At 26.0% G+C, this 20,861-nt stretch carries 17 protein-coding genes; all 17 read left to right on the plus strand.

Annotation, left to right across the window (positions count from 1 at the left end; all coding sequences use genetic code 4):
• Positions 1-8: 8 nt before the first annotated feature.
• The 17 genes from oppD to SCORR_RS01405 all read left to right on the plus strand — a co-directional run bounded on the left by oppD (position 9) and on the right by SCORR_RS01405 (position 20,861).
• Positions 9-1,868 (plus strand): oligopeptide ABC transporter ATP-binding protein OppD, encoded by a 1,860-nt coding sequence (oppD, locus tag SCORR_RS05565; protein WP_094048364.1) that lies wholly within the window; start codon positions 9-11, stop codon positions 1,866-1,868.
• A 3-nt stretch (positions 1,869-1,871) separates the two neighbouring features.
• Complete coding sequence (gene oppF, locus SCORR_RS01330) at positions 1,872-4,031, plus strand: oligopeptide ABC transporter ATP-binding protein OppF (protein WP_094048366.1); 2,160 nt, start codon at positions 1,872-1,874, stop codon at positions 4,029-4,031.
• Positions 4,032-6,341, plus strand: coding sequence for an ABC transporter substrate-binding protein (locus SCORR_RS01335; RefSeq protein ID WP_094048368.1), 2,310 nt, complete (start codon positions 4,032-4,034; stop codon positions 6,339-6,341). It begins immediately after the preceding gene.
• A gap of 72 nt (positions 6,342-6,413) precedes the next feature.
• Complete coding sequence (locus SCORR_RS01340) at positions 6,414-7,346, plus strand: alpha/beta hydrolase (RefSeq protein ID WP_094048370.1); 933 nt, start codon at positions 6,414-6,416, stop codon at positions 7,344-7,346.
• Between the two features lie 11 nt (positions 7,347-7,357).
• Complete coding sequence (locus SCORR_RS01345; RefSeq protein WP_094048372.1) at positions 7,358-8,626, plus strand: ATP-binding cassette domain-containing protein; 1,269 nt, start codon at positions 7,358-7,360, stop codon at positions 8,624-8,626.
• Between the two features lie 13 nt (positions 8,627-8,639).
• A complete protein-coding gene (locus SCORR_RS01350) occupies positions 8,640-9,629 on the plus strand; it encodes a hypothetical protein (protein WP_094048374.1) in 990 nt (329 codons plus the stop codon).
• Complete coding sequence (locus tag SCORR_RS01355; RefSeq protein WP_094048376.1) at positions 9,601-10,647, plus strand: DMT family transporter; 1,047 nt, start codon at positions 9,601-9,603, stop codon at positions 10,645-10,647. Before SCORR_RS01350 ends, SCORR_RS01355 begins: the two co-directional genes overlap by 29 nt.
• 2 nt (positions 10,648-10,649) lie before the next feature.
• Positions 10,650-10,997 carry a hypothetical protein gene (locus SCORR_RS01360; RefSeq protein WP_094048378.1) on the plus strand — a complete coding sequence of 116 codons (348 nt, stop codon included), beginning with the start codon at positions 10,650-10,652 and terminating at the stop codon, positions 10,995-10,997.
• 286 nt (positions 10,998-11,283) lie between these two features.
• On the plus strand, positions 11,284-14,007 hold the full coding sequence (ileS, locus tag SCORR_RS01365; protein ID WP_094048380.1) for an isoleucine--tRNA ligase: 2,724 nt from the start codon (positions 11,284-11,286) through the stop codon (positions 14,005-14,007).
• Positions 14,008-14,772: a signal peptidase II gene (locus SCORR_RS01370; RefSeq protein WP_094048382.1), complete on the plus strand. Its 765-nt coding sequence runs from the start codon at positions 14,008-14,010 to the stop codon at positions 14,770-14,772. It begins immediately after the preceding gene.
• On the plus strand, positions 14,756-15,673 hold the full coding sequence (locus tag SCORR_RS01375; protein WP_094048384.1) for an RluA family pseudouridine synthase: 918 nt from the start codon (positions 14,756-14,758) through the stop codon (positions 15,671-15,673). The genes SCORR_RS01370 and SCORR_RS01375 overlap by 17 nt, the downstream gene beginning before the upstream one ends.
• Before the next feature lie 8 nt (positions 15,674-15,681).
• A complete protein-coding gene (locus tag SCORR_RS01380; protein ID WP_094048386.1) occupies positions 15,682-17,022 on the plus strand; it encodes a hypothetical protein in 1,341 nt (446 codons plus the stop codon).
• Positions 17,022-17,495, plus strand: a complete 474-nt coding sequence (locus tag SCORR_RS01385; protein ID WP_094048388.1) for a deoxycytidylate deaminase — start codon at positions 17,022-17,024, stop codon at positions 17,493-17,495. Before SCORR_RS01380 ends, SCORR_RS01385 begins: the two co-directional genes overlap by 1 nt.
• Positions 17,496-17,597: 102 nt before the next feature.
• On the plus strand, positions 17,598-19,193 hold the full coding sequence (locus SCORR_RS01390) for a hypothetical protein (RefSeq protein ID WP_094048390.1): 1,596 nt from the start codon (positions 17,598-17,600) through the stop codon (positions 19,191-19,193).
• On the plus strand, positions 19,183-19,521 hold the full coding sequence (locus tag SCORR_RS01395) for a 4'-phosphopantetheinyl transferase superfamily protein (RefSeq protein ID WP_094049882.1): 339 nt from the start codon (positions 19,183-19,185) through the stop codon (positions 19,519-19,521). The genes SCORR_RS01390 and SCORR_RS01395 overlap by 11 nt, the downstream gene beginning before the upstream one ends.
• Positions 19,522-20,391, plus strand: coding sequence for a thymidylate synthase (locus SCORR_RS01400; protein ID WP_094048392.1), 870 nt, complete (start codon positions 19,522-19,524; stop codon positions 20,389-20,391).
• Positions 20,391-20,861 carry a dihydrofolate reductase gene (locus tag SCORR_RS01405; protein WP_094048395.1) on the plus strand — a complete coding sequence of 157 codons (471 nt, stop codon included), beginning with the start codon at positions 20,391-20,393 and terminating at the stop codon, positions 20,859-20,861. Before SCORR_RS01400 ends, SCORR_RS01405 begins: the two co-directional genes overlap by 1 nt.

Raw genomic sequence — 20,861 nt, forward strand, 5'->3', positions numbered from 1 at the left:
GATTTACAATGAATAAAGAAAATAGAATTTTATCAGTTAGAAATATGGAAGTTAAATTTCAAGTTAGAGGTAGATTTTTAACAGCTATTAGAAATGTTGATCTTGATATTTATAGTCAAGAAATATTAGCCATAGTTGGAGAATCTGGTAGTGGAAAGTCTGTTATTACTAAAACATTTACTGGAATGATTGAATCAAATGGTTGAATAAGTAATGGTTCAATAGTCTATAGACCTGAAGATAATAGTAATTATTTTGATAAACCAATAGACATTGTAAATTTACAAAGTCCACTTATTGCTAAAGATCTTATTAAAAATGTAGTCAAAATAGGAAAAGAAAATATTAAAAAGGCATACAAGCAAATAGATAATATATATAAGTTAATACCAACTTATTCATCAACTAGTGCATACAAAATTGAAAAAGATATTAAATTTTTAAACAAATTATCATTATCAGAGGGTAATGCTCTATTCAAAGAAAATATTTTAAACAAAATACAAGATTTAAAAACTATTTTAATTTCACTTAAACTTATTGATTCTGTTAAAACTCATAAGCACAAAATTGTTTTAGAAAGTTTAGGTCAAAAATTAAAAGAACAAGAATTAAAACTTGATATTAGTAAAAATAAAATGTTTAGCAAAAATAATAATTCTCCAAAGTTTTATTCTAAAATTGAAGAAATAAAATTAAATATTGAATTATCAAATAACTTAGAATTAGCAAAAAGTAAAATTAATAACTTATATGATGAAATAATTATTAATGAAATTAATATAAAAAAAATAAAGAAACTAAGCCTAAAAGCTGAAAGCAATATTAATCGTCTAATTAAAATTATAAGCACTTATATTGATACAAATACAATTAATGATATCGATAAAAATTTTATAATTGATTTTTATATAAATAATCTTTCTCTAAATAGAATTCAAAGCGAATTAAAAGATATTTGCATGGACATATTAGATAATAAAACTATAGATTTAAACCATTTAGAAAATATAATTTATGATTGAAACAAAATTAGAGGAATTTCAATAATAAGTAAAATCAGAGCTATTAAAGAAGTTAGAAAACTACGTGGTAAAACAATAGCAACAATATTTCAAGATCCAATGACTTCATTAAATCCATTATTATCAGTTGGTTTTCAAATATCTGAGGTTTTAAGAAAACAACAAGGTATGTCAAGAGGAGATGCGAAAAAAGAAGCTATAAAACTATTAGAACAAGTTGGTATTAATGATGCTGCAAAACGTTATAAAGATATTCCCGGAAAATACTCAGGAGGAATGAGACAACGTGTTGTTATTGCGATTGCATTGGCGTGTAGACCGAAAATTCTAATTTGTGATGAACCAACCACTGCATTAGATGTAACTATCCAAGCACAAATATTAGAACTAATTAAAAAACTACAAAAAATTTATAAATTTACAGTAGTTTTTATAACACATGATCTTGGTGTTGTAGCTAAAATCGCAGATAGAGTTGCAGTTATGTATGCTGGTCAAATAGTTGAAGTAGGAACTATAAAAGATATATTCAATGATTCAGCTCATCCATATACTTGAGCACTGCTTTCTTCACTACCGCAACTTGGAAAAAAAGGTGAAGAACTATTTTCTATCGAAGGTACACCACCATCACTTTTCAATAATATTAAAGGTGATGCGTTTGCACCAAGAAATAAATATGCATTAGAAATTGATTATATTAAAGAACCGCCAATGTTCAAAATAAGTGAAACTCATTACGCAAAAACTTGATTACTAGATGAAAGATCTCCAAAAGTGGAAAAACCAGAAGTACTTAAGAATCTTAAAAGTAGAATCAAAGAAGTGGAAAAGGTAGGATAACATATGTCTAATAATAATGAAACATTATTAAATATTAGGGACTTAGTTATAGAATTTAAAAGCAAAGGTAAAAGAAATATTGCTGTTAAAGGGGCAAACTTTGATGTTTATAAAGGAGAAATCTTTGGTTTAGTTGGAGAATCTGGTAGTGGAAAAACCACAATAGGTAGAGCTATTGTAGGGGTGCAACCAATTAAAGATGGGACCGTTTATATTAATGGACAAGTTTTAGTTGGTAAACCAACCAATCTTAAAATTCTTACTAAAAAGATTGGGAGTTATATTTCAATTATGAAAGTTAGAATGAATGTAACAAGTTCAGAAATCAATGATAGAATAAAATATTTAAAAAATGTTTATGAAAAACTTAAAACTAATACTTTAACAGATAATGAATTTAAAAAAATTCAAAGTGTAAATAAAATTAACTACATAAATGATGTTGTATTATCTGATTTAAGGTTAATTAATAAAATTGTTTTATTTGAAGATAGAATGATAAAGTTTGTAAGCGGTATTAGTGACTATATTGATAGTATTCCTAATAAATTGGAAAAATCAATATTAACAAAGTTAGAAGAAACAAAAAAAACTATTTTAAAACTAAAAAAATATGTAGATACAATATATAAATCGATACAAAATATATCATTACTAAAACATAGTATAAATAAATTTGAAGACTTATTAAAAAACTTTTATGAACTTATGGAAAACTGATCTACAATTGTAAAAAACCATAGAGAATTTTTAACAGATTTGAAATGATTTGAAGAAATGCATAAACAATTATTAGCTCTTTCATCACCAATGAGTAAGAGAAGTAAATTTATAGATTTTTACAATAGTAAAGTATATATAAGTCGTTCAGACTTTTGAAATGAGTGTAATAGACAATTAAGTATAATGAAGTCTAATAATGTTTCAGAAAATGATAAAGAATATCAACTATTATTATCGTTCCTAACAGATTTTTGAACATCAAAAAACATTAACATTAAAGCTATTGGAAAAATATTTAAAGATTTTAATAAAAACAAAACTATAACAAATAAAATTAAGTATCTTTCTACATTACTAAAAGAAACAGTATTTGAAAAAGAGCTTAAAAAAATAATTGACCAAAATAGCATTGATGAAAAAGCAATAATTTTATTAGAAAATGAATATAAACAAATAAAAAAAGTAATATCTAAAAACATAGTTAAAGATGATGAGTTAATCAATTATTATTACTCATGAAAAAATATCGAAAAACCTTATTCCAAAGAAGAGGAAGAATCATTTATAGAGCTTATTAATTTTTTAGATATGCCTTCATTAGATGAAATAATTAAAAATTCTTATTTAGGAAAGAAAAAAACAAAAGCTGAGAAAAAAGAATTTAGAAGAAATGTTCAAATGATTTTCCAAGATCCTGGTTCATCTTTAAATGATAGAATGGCTATTGAAGAAATAGTTGCGGAAGGATTAGAAAACTACCCTCAATTATATAAAGATGAAAATCTTAAAAAAGATTATTTAAACAGGTATAATGCAGAAAACCCAAATAATCAACTAACAATGGATAAAGTAAAGTGAAATGATGTTAAAAAGGATATCATATTAAATGCTATAACATCGGTTGGTTTAATACCAGAACATCTCTCAAGATACCCACATGAATTTTCTGGTGGTCAAAGACAAAGGGTGGGAATTGCAAGAAGTTTAGTTATGAAACCTAAAGTAATTGTTGCTGATGAACCGATATCAGCTCTTGATGTTTCTATAAGAGCACAAGTTTTAAATTTATTTAAAAAGTTCCAAACTAAAATGGACCTAACTTATATATTTGTTGCACATGATTTATCCGTAGTAAGACACATAGCTGACAGGATTGCTGTAATTTATAGAGGGCAAATAGTTGAACTAGCTGATGCAGAAGAATTATTTAATAACCCATTACACCCTTATACAAGAGCATTGTTATCAGCAATACCAATTCCAGAACCAGATTTATCAAATGAAACAAAACTACTAACTTATGAACCTGAAAACGAGCATGTAGATTACTTATTTGATCTCCCTTATTTTAAAGAAGTTAAAGAAGGGCATTTTATATGAGCGAATAAAAGAGAAATAAGAAAAATTAAAAGCGAAATAAAGCAAAAGGAGCTGAATTAAATGCATAGAATATTTAAAAAATTAATATCCTTATTTAGTTTAGTCGGTGTAACTACAATTGTTGCTTCTTCTACTATTTCTTGTGGTATTTCATTAGATTATTTAATGAACAGAGAAACTGATGTTGATGTTTATAAAGATACTTATAGTTACAATGTTACAAGTTGAAATACAGCTCATACTATGCAAGCACAAGATGCAATAATATTAGCAAATACATTTGAAACTCTTTTATCTACTGATCAATACGGAAGAATATATGGTGCTTTGGTTGAAAGTGAGTATGGTGCAAATGAGTCAAATAAATTAGATCAAAACTCAAACTCAAACTATAATTATGTTGGTGTTCATAATGGTGATTATACAGAATGAACTTATAAATTTAGAGACAATTTATATTGAACTGCATCTGACGGAACCAAAGGAAGAAAAATTTTACCTTCAGACGTAATTAGAGCAGCGAGATATGCTCTAATTCCTGGAAATGGGTCTGATGTTTCAAGTCTTTATACTTCTTTTATACAAGGAGCACAAGAAATCTTTGATGAAACTGCAGAGCTTGAAAACAAAGATGGCGTAACACAAGAAGAAATAAATAATGTTTTTAATAAATATTATAATAGTAATAAATTTGGGATAATTCCTAACGATGATGCAAATACAATAAAATTTAAACTATCACAAGGATCTCCTTTTTTTGAAAGTTTATTAACATACTCTGTTTTTTCTCCAATTTATGATGAAACAAAATCAGATATGAAAAATTACAATGATACATATTTTGATGGAGCATACCTACCTAAACAAGTAAACCCTAATAGTAAAATTGTATTAGAAGCTAATCCTAACTATGTCTTAAAAGACGATGTAAATATTAAAAGATTAGAGTTTAACTATTTAGAAGGAGCTTCATCTTCAAGAACAAGAACCTTATTTGAATCTAATTCAACATCAGGGTTTATTTTAAGTGCAGATGATTTAAAAGGTTGAAATGATTATATTGGTAGTGATTATAATAATCCAAGGTTTGAAGGAGCATATGCGACAAAGTCAGTAGAGTTAGCCGGAACCTTTGTTATGTTTTATAACTACTATAATAGAAATCTTAATGATGCATCACGCGGAGTCATCGAACAAAAGAGAGCGCTAAATGCTTCAAGATTGTTGCAATCAACTGATGTAAGAGCATTTTTAAGTACGTCTTTAGATAGATCAAAAGCTGTCAGATATTTATCAAAAACAATCGATGAAGTGGGTAAACCTTCAAAAATGATTAGAAATGTTTTTACAGGTTATAGTGTTGCACAAGACCCTAGCAATAATAACAAAGATTATACTAGATTTGTATCGGATGTATTTGATAATGAAACAAATACATCTGGGAAAAATTCAAGTGGTGAATCAAGTGGTGAATATACTCTTCAGGATGGAAATGACCCGTTACTAAATAATAGTAAAAAAATAATGCATAAAGACAGAAATGAACTAATTAATTCTATTAATAAATTTATTAAAGATAACAATATTGAATCAATTAGAAGTGATAATAGAATTGAACTAAGTTTAGCATTGTCTCCATCAACAAGTAATTCATTTAATCCCTATATCAATTTTATGATAAAAGATTTTAATAATATTGAAAATAACCCTCTATATATAAAAACTTGAACCCCATCATCGAATGATGATTATAGAGGAATTGGTCAAGAAGGTAGAACAGACTTATTTCTAAGCGGATGGTCTCCAGATTATAAAGACCCTTCAACATTCTTAGATACTCTTACATTTAATGGTTCATATAAAGGGTACATAAATACAAATAAGGTGTTTGATAAATCAAAGGCCAATGATAAAGACTATCAAGAAATTAATAACTCTGGATACTATATTAGGAATTCTTTAAAAACAACAAGTTCTGTTGAAATGTTTACAGGTCTTAATGAATTTGAAACATTAAATGCGATAAACTCTAAAATAGTCGACAGTATAACTAGGAGATATGAAGAGTATGCAAAGCAAGAGTATAATTATTTTTATAAATATTTCTTTATGTTACCTTTATACACAAAAGCAATGCCTATTCAATATGTTGTTAACTATATTCAACCATATTCTAGATCATACGAAGCATTTGGAACGGGTCAATATAAATTTTATAAGGCATATCAAAATAAAAAACTTTTAAATAAAGCAGAGCTTGAAGATTTTATGAAGAAATTTAAAGTTGCTCAAGAAAAAGTTGATAAAGATTGAAATAGTTGTCGTTTTGGAGCTGAATGGTCAAACGGTAATGATAATTGTTTACAATAAAATATACCCAAATATTAGAAGTTTCTAATTAACGGGTATTTTTTTTATATAATATTTATTGAAGGAGATTTTATGGATTTTTTAATAGAAAATTTATTTAATTTATTAAATAAAAGAAATATAGATTCAAGAGATTATCTAAGTAAATTTAAGTCGGTTGATATTATTAAACTTTATGAAGATGCAGTTGATAATGAAATAGGTAATGATTTCAAACTTAATATTGATTATAACTTAATTAAAGAAACATCTTTTAAGTCATTTGATGATAAAGAATTAAAGGCAATATATAGTAAAAATAAAAAGTCAAAAGTTTGAGTAGTAAGTTTACATGGATATTCATCTTCAAAAGAATCTTCATTTATTTCAAGTTATTTTTTAAGCAAATTAGGTTTTAATTTATTTTCATTTGACTTTAGAAACCATGGTAGTTCAGATCCATCTCCAATAACACTTGGAGTACACGAACATAAAGATTTAGAAGCAGCCTTAACTTTTTTAAATAATAATTTTAAAGTTAAAAAAGTGATTTTGATTGGATATAGCATGGGAGCCCATGTCTTAAATCGTTTTGCATTATCTTCAAATTATAAAAAGTATAAAGTTAAACTTGGGATATCTGACTCAACTTTTTTACATTTAAATGAAGTTTTAAAAACTTTACTGTCTAGTTATGTTAAAATTTTAAATAATAAAATGTCTGAAGGTTTAGTAAAGAAACTTTTAGAGATGTATAATAAAAAGCATAAGATTGATGTTTTAGAAAAACCTATCTTTGAAACATTATCAATATGTAAAAAGTCATTTCCGATTTTATTTATACATTCAAAACAAGATCAAATAACTAGTTATAAAGATTCAGAAAAAATTTATGAAATGAGAAAACATATTATAAAAAAAGATCAAATTAAAGTATTTGAAACAGGAGAACATATTAGAACATTTATTGAACACAATCATGAATATATGAAAATGGTTTATAACTTTGTTAATAAAAATAAGTAGAGGGTATAAGGATGGAACAAAAAGATTGAATTGTAACATTAGAGAATGTTTCTAAAGTATTTAATAAAAAAATTTGAGCTATTAAAAAAGTTAATTTAAAAATTTTTAGGGGAGAAGGAGTAAGTGTAATTGGTCCTAATCAATCTGGAAAAAGTGTTTTGGGTAGATTAATAGCAAGTCAAATAAAAAATACCGGTGGAATTTTAGAATATAATTTTAATCAAGGTAATGCATTGTCATCTATTGGGTTTCAATTTAGACAAACTACATGACCTGATGGATTTAAAATAAAAGAAATTTTTAATTTGTATAAAGAAATTTTTAATATTAATGATAAAGAATGACTTGATGAAATTATGTTTACTTTTGATATAACTTCAAGATGAAATAAAGTTTTAAATAGTTGTAATACTTCTTGGTTACAACTTTTTTCAATTGCGTTAGCTATAATACATAAACCAGAATTAGTTGTTCTTGATGAAGTTTCATCAACAATTGGAATTGATTTTAAAGTGAGAATTCTAAATTTTCTTAAGAAATATAAAGAAAACAATAATGCTACTTTCGTAATAATATCACCAGATGACTCTACTTTTCACTATTTATGCAATAGAGTTGTTGTACTAGATACTGGATTAATAATTTCTGATGATTACACCGATGATTGGGATAAGAATATAAACTTTGAAACTTATTCTTTACAAGTGATGGAAGCGATTGTTAATAAAGAAGTACAAGTTAAACCTGACCCAATTTTTAAACCAATAATTCAAAACTATGAAGTTCACTATAATTTATTTAAAGAACAATATAATAAGTTTTTAGAAATTAACCAAGAGTATGAAAATGAACCTGAAATTGTTGAAGTGAAAAATATTAATTACTATATAAATGAACTTTATAATCAACTCATCGCTGTATCAACAACTGCTTTAAACAAAAAAAGCATTGAATCTCTAAAGGGAATGATTCATCAATTAATTACATATATGAAAAAAACAAAAAAGGCTATATGAAAAATTGATTCAGACTTACCTTATAAAAAATCAATTTTTATTTTTTTAGATAAAGTAGTATTTTTCTTTTTTTATTTAGAAAACACTTTAATGAAAATATTTAAATCTAATAATATATTAAATTATGCTAGTGAAAAAACTACTAGCATGACAGAAAAAGAAATTAGTAAGTTAGTATTATTAAAGAAAAAGTATATTCAAGAAGAAATTAGGTTAATGAAACAAGAAAATAGAATCATGAAAAGACTAGAAAAAATGAAGTAAGAAGGTAAAATAGATGAGATATAGCAAAAGAAAAATATTTAAAATAATATTAGGCATACAGTTCACAAATTATAGAAGTGATATTTTTTTAATCTTTTCTGGTTGATTCATAACAATTATTACTATGGTGGTTTGGCTTGCTTTTAAAAATGCTGGTCAAAATATAGTATACGATTCTTTTATATTAGCAAGTGCAATAGGAATCGGTACTATTAGAAATTGTCTTTTCAATTTTATTAAAACTATTCATGATTTTAAAACTAATTTATTCTTTCAAAGATTATTTAGTACTTCGTTATCTAAAAGTCTTGTCTTTACTTCGATGATATTGTTTAATCAACTTGTAAATTTAGTTGTTACAGGAATATTAATTATGATAGCAATGGCATTTGAAGATCAAAGGGAGTTAATAAAAAATGTTAACTGAGCTGTATTTTTTGCTGGGTTCTTTCTGTTAGTTTTTTTATCTAATGTAATGGCTTTTATTATTGGTATGAGTTGCAAAAAAATAGAATTAGCATTTGTAATTGGTAATTTATATTATTATGGGCCTGTTTACTTGCTAGGTCTTGGTATTCCTTATAGCACACTTGAAAAATCAGAAGGTGTTATAATTTCTAGTTTTTTATTCCCACAAAGGTACATGCTAAACATAATGGCATCAGGTTGAGTTAATGATCCAAGAATGGAAGTAAATTCATTTAGTTATGGTGGTAATTTTTGAATACCCTATTTAGTAAGTGTAATATTAATACTTATATCCATTATTATTTTAGTAAAAATATTTAGAAATATGTTTGAAGATATGAATAAGAAGTATAAAAATTTTTCAAATACCAAGAAACATCTTGGTTTAATTTATGCTATAAAAAGGGCATCAACAACTGATGAGTTAGAGCAAATAATAGAACTAAGGAATTTATTAAATAAGAGCACGAAAACTAAAACTTTAAAAATAAAAGGTGGAAGAGGAAATGTCAGAAGCAAACAAAGTGGTAATTAAGCAAAATAGTAATAATTACAAAGTATTTAATAGGTTATATTGATTATGAATAAAATCATTCATTTTTTCACCATTAAATATGTTTTTAGGTGTAGTTATAATTATATTTACACAATTTATATGATTATCATTTAAAAGCACTGATCCATTCATCTTCGCAAGTGCATTAGGTAGTTTGATAGTTAGAAATGGTTGTCATACTTTTTATCGAACTATTAATATGAGTAGAATTACAGGTTTTACAGAAAGATTAACTTATTCTAAAGCTAACAATTATTTGAGACCAATATCTCATTTAGCTGCTAGTTTAACAATTAATTTTATTGTTGGTTTAATAATGCTTACGTTAACTGTAATATTTTTTAAAGAACAAAGACAACTTGTTAAAAATGTTAATTGATATATGTTTATAAGTGGTGCATTCTTATTATGATTATTATCAATATTAATATGCTATACAGTTTATATATTTTATAAAAATTACATGTTAGGTAATATTGTTGTGATAATTATCTTTATGCTTTGTTATAATTTACTTGGTCTTGCATTCCCATATCAAAGTATCGCAAAACTTGAATGGCTTAATTTAATATTATATTTTCTACCGCAAAGATATATGATGAATGTTATGCAAGCTGGATGGGTCAATGCAACGAATTTAGTTTATAGCTCTCCAGAGTTTCCATCATCAAGTGTAGATTTTAAACTAACTACACATTTATGAGTACCATATTTAGTAACATTTGGCTTCATATTTTTCTTCTTTTTACTAAGTTTTATGCATATTAATAAAAAAGCTAAGCAGTTTAAGAAAGACAGTTATGGTGCAAGTGTTATAGCAAAATTATCAAATAAATATATTAGAGATTTAAAGAGATGTAGCTCAATAAGTGAACTTAATTCACTAAGAGATAAACATTTTGAAGAAACCGGTAGAACAGATTTAACTAAAAAGAAAGTTACAAAATCAACGATTTTTAAGAAAAATATTCAAAATAAAGAAAAAAAAGTAAGGTAATTATGGAAGAAAACGAAATACTGAAACAAAAAATATTAGCTTTAGAGAAAAAATTAGAGATTTACCATAAAAAAGAAGAATACTTAAATAAAGGAATTGATAAGGTTCAAGGAATTTATGAAGTTACAAGACAAAATGCTGAGAAAATAATATATAAATCAATCGGTATAGCTCATGCATTAAAAGATGATATGGCAATAACATTAAAAAAAATTCAAGCAGACCCTAATAACATTCATGAATATGTAAATGAATTATTATATAAAAATAGTCATTTATTTAATGATGACAATGAAGTTATTAAAAAAAATATAAGTGAAATTGTAATAAAAATTATTAATAGTAACTAAAATATGTATATAATAATTATATAAATATAAAATGCATAAGTAAGACACGGATTTTTGTAGAAAACTTAAAGAGAGCTAATGGTTGGTGTGAATTAGTAGGGATCACATAAATTTATCACTTACTTCAGTCATGGGGGAAGAAAAACAATTTGTTTAGTAGAACTCCTCGTTAGATTGCGTAAATATCAAAATTAAGGGACACTATTGTAGTGTCTAAAATAGGATGGTACCGCGTAGAAAATTCGCTCCTATACAGGAGTTTTTTTTGTTTTTAAGGAGGAAAAAAATGGAAAAAAATTATAAAAATACTTTGCTTATGTATCAAACAGAATTTGATATGAAAGCAGATTTAAAAACCAAAGAACCACTTATAGAAAAAAATTGAGAAGAAAAAGATATTTATAATAAAAGAATTATAAATAATAAAGGAAGAAAAACTTTTATCCTACATGATGGTCCACCATATGCAAATGGAAATATTCATGTTGGTCATGCATTAAATAAAATCTTAAAAGACTTAATTATAAGATGAAAAAACCATACAGGTTATTGCTCTCCTTACATAATGGGTTGAGATACTCATGGCCTTCCAATCGAAACAGCAATTACAAAAACTGGTATTGATAGAAAAAGCATGGACCCAGTTGAGTTTAGAGAATTGTGCAAAAAATATGCACTAGAACAAATTGATGTACAACTTAATCAATTTAAAAGATTAGGAATCTTTAGTGATTATAATAATAAATATTTGACCCTTACTCATGATTTTGAATTAAGTGAACTTAGACTATACAAAGAAATGGTTAAAAAAAATTTAGTTTATAGAGATTTAAAACCAATTTATTGGTCTCCTTCAAGTGAGTCTGCTTTAGCTGAGGCTGAAATTGAATATAAGGAATTAAGATCTCCAAGTGTTTACGTAGCCTGTGAAATAATTAATAATAATGATTTTAATAATACTAATTTAGTTATTTGAACAACCACTCCTTGAACACTTCCTGCAAATCAATTGATTGCTTTTGGAGAGGAATTAGACTACTGCGTATTAAATAATAAAGATACAAATAAAAACTATATAATAGCAAAAGACTTAGTAGAACAATTTACAGAAACAGTGGAGTGAAAAAATTATAATATTGTCAGAGAATATAAGGGTAAAGAATTAGTAAATCTTACTTATAAACATCCATGGTATTTAGATAAAACTGGGTTTACTGTAATTGGTCACCATGTTACTAGTGAATCTGGAACTGGTTTAGTTCATATTGCTGGTGGATTTGGAGAAGATGACTTTTTAATAGTAAAATCTCATAATATTAAACCATTTGCACCAATAGATAACCAAGGAAAATATGATGTAACTGTAAATGATAAAAGACTTGAAGGAATATTCTACGAGGATGCTAATAAAATAATAGGACAAGACCTTGAAAGCCGTGGAATTTTAATTAAACTTAAGTTTGTTAAACACTCATATCCGCACGATTGAAGAACAAAGTTACCAGTAATTTTTAGAGCTACTAGTCAATGATTTTTAGGCTTAAGTTCTGTAAAAGAGGAAATAGATAAAGTAATTGTTGAACAAGTTAATACAAATCCAGAATGGTCTAAAGAAAGACTAAGAAATATAATTAAAGAAAGAAATGATTGAACAATATCAAGGCAAAGATTATGAGGTGTCCCGATTATTGCATTTTTTGATGAAAAAAAACAACCTCGTCTAGATTTAGAAGTAATTGAACATGCAATTAATGTAATAGAAAAATATGGTACTAATGCTTGGTTCAAAGAAGATGCTGATTTCTTTTTACCAACAAAATATAAGAATAAAGGTTGAGAAAAAGAAAAAGATATATTAGATGTATGATTTGATTCGGGGTCATCAAACATAGCACTTCAAGATATATGAGGTTATGAACGTCCTTATGATATGTATTTAGAAGGTAATGATCAATATAGAGGTTGATTTAACTCTTCGTTAATTAACTCTGTTGTATATGATGGTAAACCAGCATATAAATTTGTTATTACACATGGAATGACAAATGATGAAAAGGGTAAAAAGATGTCTAAATCCCTTGGCAATGTTATTGATCCTGTTGCCATTACAGATGATTTAGGAGCTGATATACTTAGACTTTGAGTATTCACTACAGACTTCACAGATGATCAAAGATTAGGAAAAGAAATACTAAAACAAGTTTCAGAATCATATAGAAAAATTAGAAATACTCTTAGATTTTTACTAAATAATTTAGTTGACTTTAACCCAGAGACTGATTATCAAAGAGAGCTTGAGGAAGTCGATAAATATGCACTTCACAGGTTATCAAAAGTAAAAAACAGTTACCACAAAGCTCTTGATGTTTATAATTTTAACCAAGGTTATAAATTGTTAAACAACTATATTGTTAATGATTTATCTTCTTTTTATCTAGATTTTATTAAAGATATTATATATGTATATGCAAAAGACTCAAAAAGAAGACGTCAAGTTCAAACGGTTATGTATGAACAACTATGATGTTTATTAGATTTATTAAAACCAGTTCTTGTACATACTGTTGAAGAGGTCTATTCAATAATGAATCTTAATGATAAAAAAGAATCAATACATTTAGTTGATTATAAAGAACAAAACTATCTAAAAGATGAGGAATTTGATTCTAGATGAAAGAAAATAATGGAGTTTAAAACAGTTGCATATGAAGCGCTTGAACATGCTAGAAATGAAAAAATAATTAAAAAAAGTTTCGATGCCTTGTTAGAAGTAACTTTAAGTAAGGAATACTCATTTTTAAAAGATGTGAAAGACTTAAATAAAATATTTATAGTAAATACAATTAAATTCTCAAATGATTTACTTAAAGATGATTCAATAATAGCTAAAATTAATGTAAAATTAAAAGAAGGTCAAAAGTGTGCAAGATGTTGAACAATTTCAGATGAACTTAAAGATGATGTTTGTGAAAATTGTTATGATGTTTTAAAACAGTTAGGTGAAATTTAGATGAAAGATAAAATTACTTTTGTAACTAATTATCTTAAAAAACATAAATATAATTGGAAATTTAAGGTATTAATATGTATGCCTTTAATTTCCTTTTTGTTGTTTTTTGACTGAATTTCAAAATACTTAATAGAAATTAATATGAAACAAGGAGAAACTAGAACCTTTATAAAAGGTTTAATAAATTTTGATTATAAAATTAATCCTGGTGCTGCTTACGGGATGAACTCTGGAAGCCCAATTTTAGCAATATCTATTGCAGCGGTTGTTTCATTTTTTATCTTAATAATTTTTATTTTTGTTAGAGAAAAGTACTGGCTTATAGGAATTACTTTAATGGTAGCAGGTAGTTATGGAAATTTATTGGCTAGAATGTGGGCTCCAGAAGAAGCTGTTACAGGAATAAAAGGTGGAGTAATTGATTTTTTACATTGAGATTTTAGTATTCTCGGATCAAACGGATATATTTTTAACTTGGCAGACTTATTTGTAAATATTGCTGTTGTAATGTTAGTTATAGCATTTGTTATCTATGTAGTAGATGGTTTGATGAGATATAAGTATAAAAGCAATACAATACTTTATAATGAATATACTGAATATAAAGATTCTTTAAAAGAATTATATTTAATTTATTGAGCAAAGTTCTATAAAAAAGATCACGAGTATTATTTAAAGTTTAAAGATTATTTAGCAAAAAGAAAAGAACTAAGTAATAATTGGAAGGCATTAAAAAGGGAAAAAGTTAATGGAACAAAAAATTAAGTATAGTTTTTTATCAGAGCCAATTAGAATAGATAAATATTTAGTTCAACAACTTACTGATGATTATAATTTTTCTAGAACATATATTCAAAAAATAATTGAACAAAAAAAAGTCAAGGTTAATGAAGAGGTGGTCAACTCTAAATATATTTTACAACCAAATGATACTATTGAAGTTCTGATCCCAGAACCAGAAAAGTTAGATACATTACCAGAAGATATTGATTTTGATATCATATATGAAGACAATGACATCTTAGTTATAAATAAACCTAATGGATTAGTAGTTCACCCAGCTCCAGGTAATTTATCAGGAACATTAGTAAATGGTTTATTATTTAGAATTAAAAATCTTTCTTCAATTAATGGTGTCTTAAGACCTGGAATAGTTCACAGAATAGATAAGAATACCAATGGTTTATTAATAGTTGCAAAAACGGATAATGCACATAAAGTATTAGTTAAAATGCTTGGTGAAAATAAAATATATAAGGAATATATTGCTTTAGTGCATGGAGTTGTTGAATCAAATAAAGGTTTAATTGACGCTCCGATTGGTAGACATAGAACTGATAGGAAAAAAATGGCTGTGACTGAAGTGAATTCTAAGAGAGCAATAACAAAATTTGAAGTGTTAAAGAGATTTACTAAACACTCATTATTGAAGTGTGTAATAGATACAGGTAGAACTCATCAAATCAGGGTGCACTTAAGTTATATAAATCATCCAGTACTGGGTGATTCTTTATATTCATATAAAGAAGACTCAAAAATTGAGTATGGTCAATACTTGCATGCTCATAAACTGGTCTTTAATCATCCTATAACTAATAAAAAATTAGAATTTGTATCTGAAATTCCTGACGAATTTAATGTTAGAATAAATATGATAGAAAATTAGGTGTAATTATGAAGGTAGATTTAAATAAATTAAAGCTAAATTTGATTAATTATTTAGTTAAAGTTGAAAAGTATAAAGCTATTAAAGAATATAGTAATGAATATGTTACTTATTTACACAATGATAAGAAAGAATTTAAAATATTAAGAGTTACTATTGGTTACCCTGTAACTAGTGATGGGAGTTTAGATAAAATAAAATCATCTCTTAGATCTGGCAAAAGAGAAAAAATTAATATATTAAATATTGCTTTTTCAGATGAAGTTGAAGAAATTATTTTAGAGGGAATTACAATCACTGTAAATAGTTTAGATTCCATAAAAGAAAAACTAAATACTCATTTTTCAAGAATAGTAAAAATTAAAGATGAATCTACAGTTAATCAAGATGATAATGAAGAAAATATTGAAAATCTTTCTAATGAAGAACTCTATGATATGTTATCAAATCCTTCAAAATCTGATAATGTTAAATTAAAAACAGCGGTTGCAAGAATGAAAATTACAACTATAAACTCTTCAATATTATTTATATTTTTCTTTCTATTACCACTTGCTTCATTATTAGCAACGTTCTTTTATTTAAGTAAATTAAACGTTCTACCAGGGGCTATTGATTTATTCTTTGGTGCTACTAATAGAAATTTAACTAATGTTGGTAATCAATGATGAAGAATATTTACCTACGGGTTTACTGCTAATATTTATGATGGTAGTATAATGAGTCTATTGCTAATTTTATTAGTATCTGGTACTGCAGTTAAATTATCAAAATATACAGAGGGATTAGTTGGTCAATGAAAATTTTCAGTGGCAGTATTTGTATCTTATCCTTTATCTGGTTTCTTTGTATCTGTTTTAATACCAGTTTCTGATGCTATATTTTCTGGACCTTTTGTTATACTATCAAGTGTTGTAGGAGTTCTATGTGTAACAACTTGAAATAAAAAAGCTGATCCAATAACTTTATTTTCAAAAAATAGATTATTTTTTCCATTGATAATGTTAATTTTATTCCCCTTCGTTTTAGGGAAATATAATGACTACATAATTATTATCATGGGGATGGGAATTGCGGCTTCAATTACTTTATTATTCCAATACAATTGAAAAAACAAAGATTGATATTTAATATTCCCATTGTTCATCTTAATTGCTCCAACATTAGTTGCATTAATAGCTATTTTTATACCGGTACCATCACCTGCACTTGATACAAAATATACACTTACAGCTTTAAATATGTACCTTTATTATAATATTTTTGATCATAATCAAGTGAATAGTATTATTGAGGCTAATGGTTGATATTGCAGATTTGCTTCTGATGGTAGTATTTGGTGGTTTTAATGCCAAAACGCAATAATTATATAGATTGAGATACTTATTTTCTTGCAATGGTTAAATTAAATGCGATGAGAAGTAAGGACCCAGATACACAAGTAGGAGCAATAATTGTTAATGACCTAAAACATATTGTTTCAACTGGTTATAATGGTTTACCAAGGGGATTGAATGATGATGATTACCCTTGAAAAAGAGATGAAACTTTAGAAAAAAGTAAGTATGCGTATGTAGTTCATGCTGAATTAAACGCAATATTATCATCTAATAGCAACGTAAGAGATTGTATAATCTACACAAGTTTATTTCCATGTAATGAATGTGTAAAAAGCATAATTCAATCTGGCATTAAAAAAATTATTTATTCTAATGATAAGTATGATGGAACTGCACAAAATATAGTAGCAAAAAAAATGCTAAAAGATGCAAATATTGAAACAGTTTATAAAAAGGAAGTATTTTTAGAAATAAAATATTAATTAATGATTGCCAAGGTAATCATTTTTTTATAAACAAATTGTAGTATTATATATTAAGATTAATTTAGTTGTTATAATATTTAAAATAAAGGGGTATATTTAATGATAATAAATATTGGGCCATGATGATTATTTGATATTTTAAGCTTTGCGATAATCATTTCTTCTACAATATATGGTATTAAAAAAGGATTTTTAGTACTTTTTTATTTCTTATTTTTACAGGTTTTAATTATTGTGCTGTTACTATTTATTCCAGCTTTAATAACTAATGCCTTAGTCCCAAGTATTATGAATGGAGTAAATAAATGAGATCCTTCTAGTTGATTTGAATCGGTTAGTAAAGAGATTGTAAATTTAATAAATAGCTTGTTACCAAATTCAGGTGGTAATTCTAAAGAAAATATTGGAATTAATGGTAAAAATGTATCTTACGAACTAGCAAAAACTATAATTGCTCTTGTAGTGTATATTGTAATAAGTATAGTAATATTTATAATTGTAAACTTAGTTGGATTTTTGACATATTTAGGTTTTAGAAAAAGAATAAAAAATGTAAAAGTCTTCGGTAGGGCAGACTCTTTTTTAGGTGCAATCCACGGTTTATTTTTAGGATTTACAATATCAATGGGAATATCATTTATTGCCTCATTTCCATTAATATCAACTGAAAATCAAAGTCTAGGTGCACTTAGTTTTAATGATATGACTAATGAAGAAATACAAGAATATATTAATGGTGATACAGCTTACTCAAAATATTCATTATCTAAAAAACTTAATATGGGTATCCCAAATATACCTTCCTATAGTTTTACTTATACTAATGTTTGTTCAATGAAATATGTTGTAAAACCAACAACAATAATTAGTACTCAAGTGCTATCAAATAATTCTACGTCTTCTATATCAGACTTTTATTATAATTATGAAGATATATTAGCAGAAGGTTACTCATCAAATAATGTACTTGATGTTCCAGTTAGTTATTGCATTGAAACTATGCCAAAAGATTCTAAGACATTATTTAGACTTATCTCTGAAATAATGTTAATGGGTTCTAAATTATATGTAAAAGGTAATGAAGTTGAAAAATCACCTTTATTTAGTATAGATTTAATTAATGCTCTTGATGAATTTTATTATGACCAACTAGAACCAAATAATTATGAAACTAAAGTTCATGATGGTTGATTAAATGAAAATCAAATGATTAATTTCTATGAATGATCTGAAAAAAAAGCAAATGGCAATGTAACTTATCTAGAGCAATTAAACCCATTTATCAAACTATCAAATTATATTAATGATAATTGAAGAAGAAACTCAAGTAATCAAGAAAGAAAATTGGTTTCAGTGTTTAAAGACCCTTCACTTACTTATAACTTCTTCAGAAATCTTTATTATGTTAATAGTATTACAAGAAATGATTTAGACACTTTACCAACATTATCTTCAACTTTAACATCTTTATATTTCTTTAATGGTATGGAAATCTCTCCATCTGGAGAATTAAAATTAGGTAGATTTAAATCAAAACCTGAGACAGAAACAGAGAATGAGAGTTCTGAACCAACAATTGCCGATATTGTTCATAATGATGATAATTTTTGGGAAACATATAATAGAAGAGGTAATATTTGGCTAAAATATTATTTCTCATTTATGTACGAGGGTGAATGAGGTTATAATGAGTAATGTTGGCATAGATATTATTGAAATTAAAAGAATAAAGTTATCAGACAAATTTATTAATAAGATTCTTCACGAAGATGAAATCCAAATAATAAAGACATTTAATTCAACCAAAAGAAAAAAGGAGTTTTTAGCGGGCAGATGAGCCGCTAAAGAATCAATTCAAAAAATATTTGATGAAAAGATTTCAATGTCTAAAATTAATATTGGATATAAAAATGAAAAACCAACAATTTTTAATGTAGAGTTAAGAAATGTATCGCTATCAATAAGTCACGAGAAAAGATATTGTGTTGCAGTTGCTATAGTTAGTAATCAATCAGGGGGATAAATGATTCAATATATTAATTTAATTAAAGATATTTTAAAAAATGGTGAAAAAAGAATGGACAGAACTAAAACTGGTACTTTATCAAAGTTTGGTACTCAATCAAGATATGATTTAAGAGAAGGTTTTCCACTTTTAACAACGAAAAAAATGTTTTTTAAGGGGATTGTCCATGAAATGCTGTGATTTATTAAAGGAGACACAAACATTAAATATTTAGTGGATAACAATGTTAACATCTGAAATGAATGACCATTTGAAATATATAAAAAGAGTAAAGATTATAATAATGAAACAATTAAAGAGTTTATAGAGAAAATTAAAACAGATGATGAGTTTGCAAAAGTTTATGGAGAACTAGGTCCTGTTTACGGAAAACAATGAAGAAATTTTAATGGAATTGATCAGTTAAAAAATTTAATAAACAATATAAAAAATAATCCTTATTCAAGAAGACATATAATAACAGCATGAAACCCATCAGAAGTTGAAAAAATGGCGTTACCTCCATGTCACTCGTTATTTCAATTTTATGTATCTGAGTCTGGTTTTTTAGATTTACAGTTGTATCAAAGAAGTGGAGATATTTTTTTGGGTGTTCCATTTAACATAGCTAGTTACTCACTTTTGCTTATACTAGTTTCTCTTGAATGTAATTTAACTCCACGATTTTTTGTTCATACAATTGGAGATGCTCATATTTACTTAAACCATATAGATCAGGTGAATTTACAAATAACTAGAGAACCATTAAAATTGGCAAAGTTAGAAGTTAATTTTGATAATAAAACTATTTTTGATATTAAGTTTGAAGATATTAAACTTATAGACTATAAATCGCATCAACAAATAAAAGGAGAAATAGCTGTATAATGATTAGTTTAATTTGGGCTCAAACAAAAAATAATGTTATAGGTAAAAATAATTCATTACCTTGAAATATAAAAAAAGAAATGCAGCATTTTGTTGATTATACTAGAGGCAAAGATGTATTAATGGGTAGAAATACATTCGATTCTTTAAAAAAGAAACCTCTACCAAACAGAAAAAATATTGTTATTACTTCAAGACCATTAGAATTAGAGTATAATGAAATAGTGATTTATAATAATTTAAACAACGTTTTAAATGAATATAAAAAAATTGATAAAGAGCTTGTTGTTATTGGTGGTGCACAAATATTTAATGAAGCAATGAAATATGCTGATAAATTAGTAGTAAGCATTATTAATAATAACTATGACGGAAATGTTTTTTTTCCTGATTGAAACAAAGAAGACTTTAATCTAATCAAAAAAAATGAGTGTGAGGAATTTACTATATATGTTTATGAAAGGAAGTAA

The sequence above is a fragment of the Spiroplasma corruscae genome (assembly GCF_002237575.1).
Lineage (GTDB): Bacteria > Bacillota_I > Bacilli_A > Mycoplasmatales > Mycoplasmataceae > Spiroplasma_A > Spiroplasma_A corruscae.